This is a genomic window from Hymenobacter plasmatis, assembly GCF_020711255.1.
GTDB lineage: Bacteria > Bacteroidota > Bacteroidia > Cytophagales > Hymenobacteraceae > Hymenobacter.
Genome location: NZ_JAJFAW010000010.1, coordinates 16,854 through 29,335 on the forward strand (window position 1 = coordinate 16,854; position 12,482 = coordinate 29,335).

The 12,482-nt window shown below is 61.4% G+C and carries 12 protein-coding genes and 2 tRNA genes; 8 read left to right on the top strand and 6 right to left on the bottom strand.

Going from position 1 to position 12,482, the window contains the following annotated elements; all coding sequences use genetic code 11:
- Positions 1-15 precede the first annotated feature (15 nt).
- The 3 genes from LJ738_RS09030 to LJ738_RS09040 all read left to right on the top strand — a co-directional run bounded on the left by LJ738_RS09030 (position 16) and on the right by LJ738_RS09040 (position 4,362).
- On the top strand, positions 16-2,715 hold the full coding sequence (locus tag LJ738_RS09030; RefSeq protein WP_227786008.1) for a glycoside hydrolase family 2 TIM barrel-domain containing protein: 2,700 nt from the start codon (positions 16-18) through the stop codon (positions 2,713-2,715).
- Positions 2,716-2,751: 36 nt separating this feature from the next.
- The gene (locus LJ738_RS09035; RefSeq protein ID WP_227786009.1) at positions 2,752-4,053 is read left to right on the top strand and encodes a glycoside hydrolase family 2 TIM barrel-domain containing protein; all 1,302 of its coding nucleotides are present in this window, start codon (positions 2,752-2,754) and stop codon (positions 4,051-4,053) included.
- Positions 4,054-4,182: 129 nt separating this feature from the next.
- Positions 4,183-4,362, top strand: a complete 180-nt coding sequence (locus LJ738_RS09040; protein WP_227786010.1) for a hypothetical protein — start codon at positions 4,183-4,185, stop codon at positions 4,360-4,362.
- Between the two features lie 41 nt (positions 4,363-4,403).
- On the opposite strand, the gene LJ738_RS09045 is transcribed toward LJ738_RS09040, so the two are convergent.
- From LJ738_RS09045 to mutS, 3 genes are all read right to left on the bottom strand, one after another.
- Positions 4,404-4,486 (bottom strand) — tRNA-Leu (locus LJ738_RS09045).
- A 67-nt stretch (positions 4,487-4,553) separates the two neighbouring features.
- Positions 4,554-4,629 (bottom strand) — tRNA-Gly (locus LJ738_RS09050).
- Between the two features lie 131 nt (positions 4,630-4,760).
- Complete coding sequence (mutS, locus tag LJ738_RS09055; RefSeq protein ID WP_227786113.1) at positions 4,761-7,469, bottom strand: DNA mismatch repair protein MutS; 2,709 nt, start codon at positions 7,467-7,469, stop codon at positions 4,761-4,763.
- A 281-nt stretch (positions 7,470-7,750) separates the two neighbouring features.
- Here mutS and LJ738_RS09060 point away from each other — a divergent pair, with 281 nt between their 5' ends.
- Genes LJ738_RS09060 through LJ738_RS09070 form a run of 3 tightly spaced genes read left to right on the top strand, consistent with a single transcriptional unit; the run spans position 7,751 to position 9,580 of the window.
- Positions 7,751-8,284: an RNA methyltransferase gene (locus tag LJ738_RS09060; protein ID WP_227786011.1), complete on the top strand. Its 534-nt coding sequence runs from the start codon at positions 7,751-7,753 to the stop codon at positions 8,282-8,284.
- 49 nt (positions 8,285-8,333) lie between these two features.
- Positions 8,334-8,783, top strand: a complete 450-nt coding sequence (locus LJ738_RS09065; protein WP_227786012.1) for a hypothetical protein — start codon at positions 8,334-8,336, stop codon at positions 8,781-8,783.
- Between the two features lie 14 nt (positions 8,784-8,797).
- Positions 8,798-9,580, top strand: coding sequence for a J domain-containing protein (locus tag LJ738_RS09070; protein WP_227786013.1), 783 nt, complete (start codon positions 8,798-8,800; stop codon positions 9,578-9,580).
- A gap of 21 nt (positions 9,581-9,601) precedes the next feature.
- Here LJ738_RS09070 and LJ738_RS09075 read toward each other — a convergent pair whose 3' ends face one another.
- Entirely contained in the window at positions 9,602-10,372 is a 771-nt protein-coding gene (locus tag LJ738_RS09075) for a TerC family protein (RefSeq protein ID WP_227786014.1), read from the bottom strand.
- A gap of 94 nt (positions 10,373-10,466) precedes the next feature.
- On the bottom strand, positions 10,467-10,958 hold the full coding sequence (locus LJ738_RS09080; RefSeq protein ID WP_227786015.1) for a YajQ family cyclic di-GMP-binding protein: 492 nt from the start codon (positions 10,956-10,958) through the stop codon (positions 10,467-10,469).
- Between the two features lie 105 nt (positions 10,959-11,063).
- Here LJ738_RS09080 and LJ738_RS09085 point away from each other — a divergent pair, with 105 nt between their 5' ends.
- Entirely contained in the window at positions 11,064-11,525 is a 462-nt protein-coding gene (locus LJ738_RS09085) for a GNAT family N-acetyltransferase (protein ID WP_227786016.1), read from the top strand.
- On the opposite strand, the gene LJ738_RS09090 is transcribed toward LJ738_RS09085, so the two are convergent.
- Positions 11,522-11,827 (bottom strand): Mpo1-like protein, encoded by a 306-nt coding sequence (locus tag LJ738_RS09090; protein ID WP_227786017.1) that lies wholly within the window; start codon positions 11,825-11,827, stop codon positions 11,522-11,524. The two genes, LJ738_RS09085 and LJ738_RS09090, sit on opposite strands and share 4 nt — an antisense overlap.
- Before the next feature lie 131 nt (positions 11,828-11,958).
- Here LJ738_RS09090 and LJ738_RS09095 point away from each other — a divergent pair, with 131 nt between their 5' ends.
- Positions 11,959-12,465: a PaaI family thioesterase gene (locus LJ738_RS09095; RefSeq protein ID WP_227786018.1), complete on the top strand. Its 507-nt coding sequence runs from the start codon at positions 11,959-11,961 to the stop codon at positions 12,463-12,465.
- Positions 12,466-12,482 lie beyond the last annotated feature (17 nt).

The following is a 12,482-nucleotide window of genomic DNA, read 5'->3' on the forward strand; positions in this document are numbered from 1 at the left end:
AAAACCCACTCCCTGATGCTCAAACTCCTATTACTCTTTCTCGCGCTCACCACCCAGCTAGCCTTACCCGTGCTAGCCCAGCAGCGAGTGGTGCAGTCCATTAACTCCAACTGGCAGTTCCGCAAAGCCGATGGCCAAGACTACACCAAAACCCCGGCCCCGGCCGCCGGCTGGGCGAAGGTTTCCCTTCCTCACACCTGGAACACCGCCGATGTGCTAGACGACCAGCCCGGCTACTACCGTGGCGTGGGCTGGTACCGCAAAACCGTTTTTGCCCCCGCTGCGTGGAAAGGGCAGAGCGTGTACCTGCAGTTTGACGGCGCCAACCAGGAAACCGAGGTGTATGTAAACGGCCAACTGGCCGGCAAGCACGCAGGCGGCTACACGGCATTCCGCTTCCCGGTGAGCAAGCTGCTGAAGTTTAATGCCAACGTTGCAGCCGCCAACGAGGTGCTGGTGAAGGTCGACAACAGCCACAACCCCAGCATCCCGCCGCTGTCGGCCGACTTCACCTTCTACGGCGGCATCTACCGCGATGTGCACCTGCTGGCGGCCAGCCCCGTGCATTTCGACCTGGAGAACTATGCCTCGCCTGGCACTTTCGTCACCACGCCGGCCGTCTCGGCCGAGGCGGCAGAAGTAGTGGTGAACGGCACCGTTGCCAATGATGCGGCCATCGCCCGCAAAGTGACCGTGCTGTCTCGCCTGCTCGACCACCAGGGCCGCACCGTGGGGCAGCAGCGCACCTCGCTACGCCTGGGCCCTAGGCAGAAGCAGCCGTTTCGCCTGGTGTTTGGTAAGCTGAACCGGCCACATTTGTGGTCGCCCGACGACCCGTATCTGTACCGCGTGGTTTCCTCCATTGAGGACGGGAAGAAGCCGCTCGATGAGGTAAGCAGCCCGTTGGGTATGCGCTGGTTTCGCTTCGATGCGGCCACCGGTTTTTTCCTGAACGGCCAGCCGATGAAGCTGGTGGGCACCAACCGGCACCAGGATTTTCAGGGCCTGGGCAACGCCCTGCCCGATGCCCTGCACGAGCGTGACATCCTGTTGCTGAAGCAGATGGGCGGAAATTTTCTGCGCATCTCGCACTACCCGCAGGACCCCACCGTGCTGGCCGCCTGCGACCGCCTGGGCATTCTGGCTTCGATTGAAATTCCCATCGTGAACGAGATTACCGACTCGCCAGCCTTCTTCGAAACCTGCAAATACATGCAGACGGAAATGATTCGGCAAAACTTCAACCACCCTTGCCTCATCATCTGGAACTACATGAACGAAATCCTGCTGCGCATGCCCGAAAGCACCCGCAAGGACGAGGCGGCGCGGCAAGCCTATTTTGGCCGAGTAGCCGACCTGGCCAAGCAGCTCGATGACCTGACCCGGCGCGAGGACCCCAGCCGCTACACCATGATTGTGAACAACGGCGTGTTTGAGCTATACCACCGCGCCGGCCTGACCAAAATATCCCAATTGGTGGGCTGGAACGTCTACGCCGGCTGGTACGGCAACAACACCAAGCTCGAAGACCTGAACAAAATCCTCGACCGCCATCATCAGGAGCTGCCCACTGTGCCGCTGCTGGTGACCGAATACGGTGCCGACGCCGACCCGCGCCTGCACTCCTTCGAGCCCCGGCGCTTCGACAAGACCCAGGAATACGCCAACCTCTACCACCAGTATTACCTAAAGGAGTTCCTGGCTCGCCCATACGTGGTGGGCACGAATGCCTGGAACCTAACCGATTTCAACTCCGAAAGCCGGCAGGAAGCGAATCCGCACGTTAATACTAAGAGCCTGCTCACCACCGACCGTCAGCCCAAAGACACCTACCTGTTCTACCAGGCCCACCTGCTCAAAACGCCGTTCGTAAAAATCGGCTCCCGCAACTGGACGTTGCGCAGCGGCACGGCTGCCGGGGCTGATTCGCTGTTCTGCAAGCAGCCCGTGGAGGTGTATACCAACCAGCCCACCGTGCGCCTGACGTTGAACGGGCACGACCTCGGCACTCGCCCGGCTGAGTTCGGCATCGTCCGTTTCCGGGTACCCTTCGTGGATGGCGAGAACAAGCTGACGGCCCAGGCGCCCGGCCAAACTTCTGACGAGGCCACCATCACCTTTCAGCTGTTGCCGCCGAATCTGACCTCGGAAAAGCTGCCCTTCCACGAGCTCAACGTGAGCCTGGGCGACCAGCGCTACTTCACCGACGCCCCCTTAAGCCAGGTGTGGCTGCCGGAGCAAGCCTACACCCCCGGCAGTTGGGGCTACGTGGGCGGCCGGGCCCTGGTGCAGCCCGGCAGCCTGCCCTACGGCTCGGGCCGCAACATCCTGGGCACCGAGTACGACGCCATCTACGAAACCCAGCGGGTGGGCCTCTCTCAATTCCGCCTCGACGTGGCTGATGGGCAGTACGAGGTGACGCTGCACTTCGCCGAGCTGGAAAGCGTGCCAACGGCCGAACAGCTGATTTACAACCTGGAGAAGCCCGCGGGCCCAGCTGCCCCGGTCAGTCAAACGGGCCGCTCCTTCGACGTGCTGCTCAACGGCCAGGCGGTTCTCACGGGCCTGGGCACAGCCACCGACCTGCAGCCCCTGCAAGCAACGAACTTTAAGTTTCCGGTGCAGGCGAGCGGCGGGCAGGGCATTCGGGTTGATTTCAAGGCGGCGGTTGGCGAAGCCATATTAAATGCCATTCAGGTTAAGCGTCTGTACTAACCCTGCCTTTCCATGACTTTTATTGCTGTATCCCTCATGAAAAAACGTGCTGTCCTTGCCGGGATGCTGCCGCTGGCAGTCCTGGCCATCTTTCCCCTGGTAGCAACCCGCCCGGCGCCTGCTGCCGCTGTGAAAGTGGAAGTGCGTCAAACCAACGGGCGCTACGAGCTGCTGCGGGCCGGCAAGCCCTACTTCGTGCGCGGCGCCGGCGGAGGCAAGTTTCCCGAGCGCATTGCGGCCTACGGGGGCAATTCCATCCGGACCTGGGGCACGGCCGACGCACCCAGGGTGCTGGACGCCGCCCACGCCAATGGCCTGACCGTGATGATGGGCCTCGACGTCGCCCGCGAGCGGCACGGCTTTAACTACGACGACCCACAGGCTGTGGCCGCGCAGCTGCAGAAAATAAAGGCCGAGGTGCTCAAGTACAAAGACGACCCGGCCGTGCTGCTCTGGGGCATCGGCAACGAGCTAAACCTGGAATACAAAAATCCTAAGGTGTGGGACGCCGTGAACGGCATTGCCCAGATGATTCACGAAGTGGACCCCAACCACCCCACTACCACGGTGCTGGCCGGCCTGAAGCAGCGCGAGGTGGCGCTCATCAAATCCCAATGCCCGGCCGTCGACATCCTTTCCATCAACACCTACGCCGGGCTGGCAGCCATCCCCAAGCAAGTGCGCGAGGCCGGCTGGGCCGGCCCCTACCTGGTGACGGAGTGGGGCCCTACCGGCCATTGGGAAAGCCAGCAGATGCCGTGGAAAGCAGCCGTGGAAGAAACCAGCAGCCAGAAGGCGGCCGTGTACAAAAGCCGCTACGAGGCCTCGGTGGCCCAAGACAAAACGCAGTGCCTGGGCACCTACGTGTTTTTGTGGGGCCAGAAGCAGGAGCGCACGCCCACTTGGTACGGCCTCTTCACCGAAGACGGGCAGGAGTCGGAAGTGGTAGACGTGATGCAGTATCTGTGGAGCGGCAAATGGCCTAAGAACCGGGCCCCGCACATTGCCAGCCTGCGCCTAAACGGTAAGCAAGCCCGCGATACCGTGTACGTGCAGGCCAGCCAGCCCTACCCGGCCGAGGCCGAGGTGACCGACCCCGATAAGGACGCCCTCACCTACCGCTGGGAGTTGCTGCCAGAAAGCACAGACCTCAAAAATGGCGGTGACCGTGAAAGCCGCCCTGCTGCCATTCCTGGGTTACTGTCTGCCGAAAGCAAAGGCCATGCCCTCTTAAAAGCACCTTCGCAAGCGGGTGCTTACCGGCTGTTTCTTTTCGCTTCCGATGGCAAGGGCAACGTAGCAACAGGTAACGTTCCTTTTTATGTAAAGGCTGAATAGAGTCGCCGCGGTGAGATAAACCTTTCGCCAGCACCAGCAATAACTGCGGAACTCCGCCCGCAACAGGTTACAGGACCTCTATTTCAGAAAATGTTCAAACAAATTTTTCCTTTACTGTTACTATCAACTTTGAGTGTTGGCAGCACGACGGCCCAAAAAGCCAGCACGCCCACCCCTAGCGCGCCTTATTCGGCAGCCGGCAAAACGGCCAAGGTCTACACCACGGCGGCCAATACCCCCCAGCGCCTCGCGGCCGGCGACGCCCTCGCCTTTCAGCAAACTCTTTGTCCCCTGAGTGTACCCCAATAAACACAAAACGCCCTTGGTGACATCACCAAGGGCGTTAGTTGTACCAGAGACGGGACTCGAACCCGTACGTCCGTGAAGACAAGGGATTTTAAGTCCCTCGTGGCTACCATTACACCACTCTGGCGTTTGACCCCGGTACGGGGTCAAACAAAAAAGACGTTGCGGTAAAGCAACGTCTTTTTTTCAATTCTTGGAGCGGGAGACGAGGTTCGAACTCGCGACCTCGACCTTGGCAAGGTCGCGCTCTACCAACTGAGCTACTCTCGCGGGAGGTTCATTGCTACTTTCATAGCGCTGAATGGTGCGACAAAGGTAAGGTGATTTTTTGGCGACGCAAGTGCTAAGGGTGGAAATTTTTACTCCACGGGCCTTTTCCGTTCATTTTCAGCTCCTAAAATTTACGCCTTGCCCAAGGTTAGCTTCAATTCGTTCAGCTTCATCAGCGCTTCGATTGGGGTCAGGGTGTTAATGTCGAGGTGCTGGAGCAATTCGCGAATGCGCTCCAAGGCAGGGTCCGAGGGCTCGAACATGCTGAGCTGCACGGTGGGCCGGGGCGCCGTGGCCACGGCCGAGGTCGCCCGCGGGCGCGGAATGGCGGCCTCGGCTTCGGGCCCGGCGGCGGTCACCGCCAGGCGGCTTTTGGCACCGCGGGTGCCGTTGCTCAAGTCGTCGAGCAGGTCGTCAAAGTCGGTTGGGGTGGCGTCTTCGGCGCCGGCGCTGGTGCGCTCCATTTCGAGGTGGTGCATGATTTCGTTGGCGCGCAGCACCACCGAGTGGGGCATGCCCGCCAGCCGGGCCACGTGGATGCCGAAGCTGTGCTCGGAACCGCCGGCCTGCAGCTTGCGCAGGAACAGGATGCGGCCGTCGGCTTCCTTCACGGCCACGTTGTAGTTGCGCACCCGCGGGCACTCGTCGGCCAGCTGGTTGAGCTCGTGGTAGTGAGTGGCAAACAGGGTTTTGGCCTTGGCTTTGGGGTTGTTATGTAAGTGCTCCACAATGGCCCAGGCAATGCTGATGCCGTCGTAAGTGCTGGTGCCGCGCCCGATTTCGTCCATCAGCACCAGGCTGCGGTCCGAGAGGTTGTTGAGGATGGAGGCTGTTTCGGTCATCTCCACCATGAAAGTGCTTTCGCCCTTGCTCAGGTTGTCGGAGGCGCCCACCCGGGTAAAAATCTTGTCGATAATGCCCAACGTAGCCGCATCGGCGGGCACGAAGGAGCCGATTTGGGCCAGCAGCACGATAAGGGCCGTCTGGCGCAGCAGGGCCGATTTGCCGGCCATGTTGGGGCCGGTAATCACCACAATCTGCTGCTCGTCCTGGTTCAGGCAGATGTCGTTCGGGATGTAGCTCTCGCCGGGCGGCAGCTGGCGCTCAATCACGGGGTGGCGGCCGGCGCGGATGTCGAGCACGGTGCCGTCGTTCACCACGGGCTGTACGTAGCGCTGCTGACGCGCCGTGAGGGCAAAGCTGGCCAGGCAGTCCATCACGCCTATGGCCCGGGCGTTCTGCTGAATGTGGGGCACGAAGTCCAGCGCGGCCAGCACCAAATCGGTGTAGATGCGCTGCTCAATGGCGAAGAGCTGCTCCTCAGCGTTAAGAATTTTCTCCTCGTAGGTTTTCAGTTCCTCGGTCACGTAACGCTCGGCGTTCACCAGCGTTTGCTTGCGAATCCAGGAAGCCGGCACCTTGTCTTTGTGCGCGTTGGTGACTTCCAGATAGTAGCCAAAGACCTTGTTGTAGGCCACTTTCAGAGACGAAATCCCGGTATTGCGCTGCTCCCGCACCTGCAGCTGCAGCAGGTAGTCTTTGCCCGAGAAAGCCAGCGCGCGCAACTCGTCCAGTTCGGGGTCGATGCCTGGATTCAGCACGCCGCCCTGGTTGGTGAGCAGCGGAGCGTCGGGTTTGATTTTGGCCAGGATTTCCTGGCGCAGGTTGGTGCAGGGGTTGAGCTGATCGGCCAGCTTCACGAGGGCCTTCACGCCGGAGCCAGCCAGCCGCTCGCGCATGGGCGCAATGGCTTCCAGGGCGCGGGCCAGCTGCAGCAACTCACGCGGATTCACGCGGCGCACGGCCACCTTGCTGATGAGGCGTTCGAGGTCGTTTATCTGGCGCAGGTGCTGGGTGAGGTCGCCCAGTAGCTCCTCATCGGCCACGAGGGCAGCCACGGTATCGAGGCGGCGCTGAATCTGGCTTACCTCCTTCAGGGGGAGCACTATCCACTTGCGCAGCAGGCGGGCGCCCATGGGCGTCAGGGTCTGGTCGAGCACGTCGATGAGGGGCACGCCGCCGGGGTGCTGGGCGTGCACCAGCTCCAGGTTGCGTACTGTGAAGCGGTCGAGCCACACGTACTTGTCTTCTTCCAGGCGGCCCAAGGCGGCCACGTGGCCCAGGTCCGAGTGCTTGGTTTCGGCGAGGTAGTGCAGGATGCAGCCGGCGGCCACGATGCCCTCTTTCAGGGTGTCAACCCCGAAGCCTTTCAGTGAGGTAGTTTTGAAGTGTCGGGTAAGCGTATCGTGGGCGTAGTCGTTGCCGAAAACCCACTCATCCAGCGCGTACGTGCAGAAATCGGGGCCAAAATGCTGCTCAAACTCGCTGCGGCTTTTCTTGCAAAACAGCACCTCGGCGGGGCTGAAATTCTGCAGCAGTTTGCCTAGGTAGTCGAGCGTGCCCTGGGCTACCAGGAATTCGCCGGTGCTGATGTCCAGGAAGGAAATGCCGGCTTCGGCTTTGCCGAAGTGAATGGCGGCGAGGTAGTTGTTGGCGCGGCGCTCGAGCACGTTGTCGTGCATGCTCACGCCGGGCGTCACCAGCTCGGTGATGCCGCGCTTTACGAGGCCCTTGGCCAGTTTGGGGTCTTCGAGCTGGTCGCAGATGGCCACACGCTGGCCGGCGCGCACCAGCTTGGGCAGGTAGTTGTCGAGGGCGTGGTGCGGGAAGCCGGCCAGGGCAATTTCGTTGGGCGTGCCGCCGCCGCGCTTGGTGAGCGTGATGTCGAGAATGCGGGCGGCCGTGACGGCGTCCTCGCCGAAGGTTTCGTAGAAGTCGCCCACCCGAAACAAGAGCACCGCGCCGGGGTGCTGCTGCTTGAGCAGGTAATACTGCTTCATCAGGGGTGTATCGACCGGCGAGCCCGGCGTAATGTGGTCGGGCCCAACGGACTTGATAACGAACTCTTTCTTGGGTGCGGCGGGTGCAGACAAAGCGAAAAACCTGTAGGAACGCGCCTCGGCGCGTTCAATCGTGGGACAAAAGCCGCGCCACCGGGCAGCAGCTTTTCGTGAGAAGAATATCCAGCCAGCGGCATCATCCCGGGCTGCTGTTGCCAACACCCAACGCGCCCGGACGCGTTCCGATGGGTAGTTGGCGCGGCACCGAAGTACCTTTGGGCATGAGAAAACTCACGATGGCCGAGCTAAACCGGGTGGCGGTAGCTGACTTCAAAAGTACGCCCAAAAGCCCGGTGGTATTGGTGCTGGACAACGTGCGGAGCATGCACAACGTGGGCGCCATTTTCCGCACCGCCGATGCCTTTGCCCTGGAGAAAATCTGGCTCTGCGGCATCACGCCGCGCCCGCCGCACCGCGAAATCACCAAGACGGCGCTGGGCAGCGAAGAGTCCATGGCCTGGGAATATGCTCCGGAAACCACGGCTACCGTGGCAGCCCTCAAGGAGGCCGGCTACCAGGTAGTGGCCGTGGAGCAAACAACCGGCAGCGTCACCCTACCCAACTTCCAGCCCGAGCCCGGCCGGCCGCTGGCGCTGGTGCTCGGCAACGAAGTTTTTGGCGTAGATGATGCCGTGCTGTCCCTCTGCGACCTAGCCGTGGAAATCCCGCAGTTCGGCACCAAGCACTCGCTCAATGTGGGCGTGGCCGCTGGCGTGGTGCTTTGGGATGCACTGGTGAAGCTGGGCGTGGTGTAAAATTGAGCTGGCTGTTCGGGCCATTTGGCTCGTTAGCTGTTATAGGCCCATGAACGCCGATTCTTCTCCTCCCGCTTCCGTACGTCCCGATGCCGCGCTGCTGGCCCTGCGCCCCGCCGTGGCGGCAGCTCCGCTCACCCACGAACCAGTGGCCACCGCTGGCGACTTCCTGCACGCCACGCTCCGGCCGGTGCTCAAGATGCAGAACAACCTGCTGCTGGCCGTGGTGGCCGACTTTGTCCTCGACCATCACATGGCCCTGGCCAAAGCCAGCCCAACCGACCAAGAGCGGCAACTCGCCGAACTGCTGACCCGCAACACCAAACTGCGCTACACGGTAATTGGGCTGATAACTGGCTGCTTCACCGACGAGGAATACGCCTTCTACCGCCAGCACCGCGCCGAACTAAACCGCCGGCTGCTGGAACTAGCCCAACGGCGCGTGCTCGACCAAACCAGCCGGGTGGTGGCGCTAGCGGCGGAAGTGCCGGCCAGCTAGTTTCTTCGCGGGGAATGACGCATTACCAGGCTTTGGAGCTGCCCGAACATGCCACGGCAGCCGACATCCGGCGAGCATACCGCCGCTTGGTGCTCCTCACCCACCCCGACCGCACACCCGACCCGGCGGCACATGCCCGCTACCTGGCCATCAACGCGGCCTATGAGGTGCTGAGTGACCCTAGCCGACGCTTTGCTTACGACGCTAGTGCGCATGCCCAACCAACGGCCCCGCCGCCCGCCTCGCCGGGACGGGCCCGTGATGCGGCGCGGAGAGCGGCCCAAGCGGCTCGGCCCCGGCGGGCAGCTGGTCCCCTTACCGAACGCTACGCCTCGGAATATGCCCGGTTCCTACGGCTTTTTCGCCCGCTTTTGGCTGTGTCATTGCTGCTGTGCGCTAGCCTGGCGGTTGACTTTGGGCTGGCCACCGAGCACTTGGAAAAAGTACTGGATGAAGAGAGCATCTTCCACTACGTTCGCCATAATTCCTATTACACCACGCGGTATCAGACCGACCGCGGCACCTTCACTTTACTAGAGAACCTGCGGGTTGGCCCACGGGTGCAAATCCGGCGCACTCCGCTGTGGGGCACGGCTATTACCGCCCGCCTCGCTCCCACTGAGCCCCGCATCCCGTGCTCGTCGGTGTACTACGGCGCGGGGAATTTTTTCTGGGTTGGGCTGCTCCTTACCGCGGCGTTTGGCATTACGCCGCGCTTCAACAGCGACCAGCGGGTGATGGCGGCCCTTACCGCGGTCTTATTTCTGGGGCTGACCCTGATGCAACTGTTCCGATAGTGCCGGCAGCTGCGCCAGCCCCTAGTCGTACTTTGAGTCGCGCAGGTGCACGGGCTTGGTCTTTTTGCGCAGCCGCATGTTGAGCAGCTCCACTATCATGGAGAAAGCCATGGCAAAGTACAGGTAGCCTTTTTCCACCTCTTTGTGGGCGGCTTCCATCACCAGCATGAAGCCAATCATGATGAGGAACGACAGCGCCAGCATCTTGATGGTGGGGTTCTTGTTCACGAAGTTGGCCACGGCACCGCTGAAGCTGAGCATGATGGCCATGGCGAAAATGACGGCTGCAATCATCACCAGCACATTGTCGACCAGGCCAACGGCGGTCAGAATCGAGTCGAAGCTAAAGACGATGTCGATGACGATGATTTGCAGGATGATGCTCATCATCGTGGCTTTTTTGCCGCCGCCCAGGCCGTCCTCGTCTTCCTCGCCCTGCAGCTTGGTGTGGATTTCGGTGGTGCTCTTGTACATCAGAAACAGGCCGCCCGCCATCAGAATAATGTCGCGCCCCGTGACGCCAAACGGCTGGTCCAGCCACGGAAACGGCAAGTCGAACAAGGGCGCCCGCAGCCCCACAATCCAGGAGATACTGAGCAGCAGGCCAATGCGGAATATCAGCGCCAGCAGCAAGCCGATGGTGCGCGCCCGCGCATGCTCGCTCTCGGGCAGGCGGTTCACCACAATGGAAATGAAGATGATGTTGTCAATCCCCAGCACGATTTCCATGAACGTGAGGGTAAGCAAGCTAACCCAGGTGGCGGCGTGGGCAAAGGCTCCGAAATCGTACACAGGAGGAATTATGAGTTTTGAATTATGAGTTATGAATTACAAGTTGACTTCGGATGACTCCTAATTCATAACTCATAATTAATAATTCCTAGAATTAGGACTTCATGTTCACGAACTGCAGCGGCAGCCCAATATCGGATTTGCGCAGAACGGCGATGGCGGCTTGCAAATCATCGATTTTCTTGGCCGTTACCCGCACCTGGTCGTCCTGCATCTGGGCTTCTACCTTCACCTTGGCGTCTTTGATGGCCTTGATGATTTTGCGGCCAAACTCCTTGTCGACGCCGGCGCGCACCTTGATGGTTTTCTTCACAAGCGCCCCGCTGGCCTGCTCGTCGGCCGAGAAGTCGAGGCTGGTGCCGTCGATGCCCTGCTTCACCACGCGGCCCAGCAGAATGTCCTCCAGGGCCTTCAGGCGCATTGTATTCTCCGACGACAGCAGGATGGTGTTTTCCTTTTTATTCAGCTCAATTCCCCCTTTGGTGTCGCGGAGGTCGTAGCGGGTTTGCAGTTCTTTTTGGGCCGTGTTCACCGCATTTTCCAAGGTTTGCGGGTCAACTTTGCTCACGATGTCGAAGGAAGCCATAGCGGGGTGGGACGTAGTTTTGAGATGAGAAAGCGGCCGAAGCCGGGGCGTAAAGGTAACGGCCCGCACCGACCGTAGTTGCGACCGCATCCCATCCCGTCGTTTATGCCCCAGCCCACCGCCGTTCATCCGCCCCGCACCCCCGCCGAGTGGGAGGCCTACTACCAGCTGCGCTACGCCGTGCTGCGCCAGCCCTGGCAGCAGCCCTTGGGCTCGGAGCGCGTGCCCGCCGACGACGAGCCCGGTACCATCCACGCCCTGCTGCTGGCCGACGAGGCCGCTGAGCCACCGGTAGCCCTGGCCGTGGGCATGCTGCAGCCCACCGGCGCCCACCAAGGCCAGGTGCGGTTTATGGCCGTGGCGCCGCAGGCGGTCGGCACCGGCCTGGGCCGCCAGATAATGGCCGCGCTGGAAAATCAGGCCCAGGCCGCTGGCCTCACCGAAATTGTGCTGCACTCGCGGGAGGCTGCCGTGGGCTTTTACCAGCGGCTGGGCTACGCGGTGGTGGAGCCGTCGCACACGCTGTTTGGGGTGATACCGCACTTCCTCATGCGCAAGCAGCTTTAGAACTTCTCGCGGCCGCGCCACAAGTCGGCGTAGAGTCGGAAGTCGCCGAGCAGCGAGAACCACGGGTGCTGGAAGGTGGCCGGCCGGTTGTGCTCCACAAAGAAGTGGCCCACCCAGGCAAACCCATAGGCTGCCACAATGCCCGCCGGCAGCCAGCCCCACTGCCCCGTGATGCCCAGCATCACCACACTGCCCAAAAACAGCGTGGTGCCCACAAAGTGCAGCACCCGGGTGCCGCGCCGGCTGTGCTCCCGCAAGTAGCGCGGATAAAACTCGGCGAAGGTGAGCGGCAAAGCAGACATGGCAGGAATCAGTTATGGAGGCAGAAAATGACGAATTGCCCGGCCGCAGCCGGACGTAAGTTCGGGAAATGACGTCAATTTTTACTCAACTTGCCAGCCCAAACGCTTTCCTTCTGTTTCGCTCCGAATCCGTGTCTGATACCCACCTGCCCGCCCGCCCTACCCCCGAGCTAGCCACCATGGTGGCTGCTTACAACCAGATGAACCACTACGGCCGCGCCAACGGCATGGCCCTGGCCGTGTCCGCCCCCGGCCAGGCCGAGTACCGCATGACCATCCAAGAGGAGCACCTCTCCTCCCCCAATACCTGCCACGGCGGCGTGCTCGCCGGTCTGATGGACGCTGCCCTCGGCGCCTCGGCCCTTTCGCTGGCCTTCACCAGCCTCGAATTTGTATCCACGGTCGAATTCAAGATGAACTACCTGCACGCCGTGCACCTGCACGATGTATTGGTAGCCAAAGGCACGGTGGACCACACGGGCAAAAAGCTCATTGTGAGCAGCTGCGTGATTTACCGCGTGGCCGACGGCAAGGAGGATGTCGCCGTAGCCCGCGGCCTGGGCACCTTCAACCGCTACCCAGCCAACAAACGCGACTTTGCGAACCTGGTGATGCAGCAAGACCAGAAGATGCAATAGTAACGGCGCTTAGGTAG

Coding starts and splice junctions, on each gene's coding strand:
- LJ738_RS09030 (WP_227786008.1), top strand. CDS start 16: ATGCTCAAACTCCTATTACTCTTTCTCGCGCTCACCACCCAGCTAGCC.
- LJ738_RS09035 (WP_227786009.1), top strand. CDS start 2,752: ATGAAAAAACGTGCTGTCCTTGCCGGGATGCTGCCGCTGGCAGTCCTG.
- mutS (WP_227786113.1), bottom strand. CDS start 7,469: ATGAAGCAGTATTACCTGCTCAAGCAGCAGCACCCCGGCGCGGTGCTC.
- LJ738_RS09060 (WP_227786011.1), top strand. CDS start 7,751: ATGAGAAAACTCACGATGGCCGAGCTAAACCGGGTGGCGGTAGCTGAC.
- LJ738_RS09065 (WP_227786012.1), top strand. CDS start 8,334: ATGAACGCCGATTCTTCTCCTCCCGCTTCCGTACGTCCCGATGCCGCG.
- LJ738_RS09070 (WP_227786013.1), top strand. CDS start 8,798: ATGACGCATTACCAGGCTTTGGAGCTGCCCGAACATGCCACGGCAGCC.
- LJ738_RS09080 (WP_227786015.1), bottom strand. CDS start 10,958: ATGGCTTCCTTCGACATCGTGAGCAAAGTTGACCCGCAAACCTTGGAA.
- LJ738_RS09085 (WP_227786016.1), top strand. CDS start 11,064: ATGCCCCAGCCCACCGCCGTTCATCCGCCCCGCACCCCCGCCGAGTGG.
- LJ738_RS09090 (WP_227786017.1), bottom strand. CDS start 11,827: ATGTCTGCTTTGCCGCTCACCTTCGCCGAGTTTTATCCGCGCTACTTG.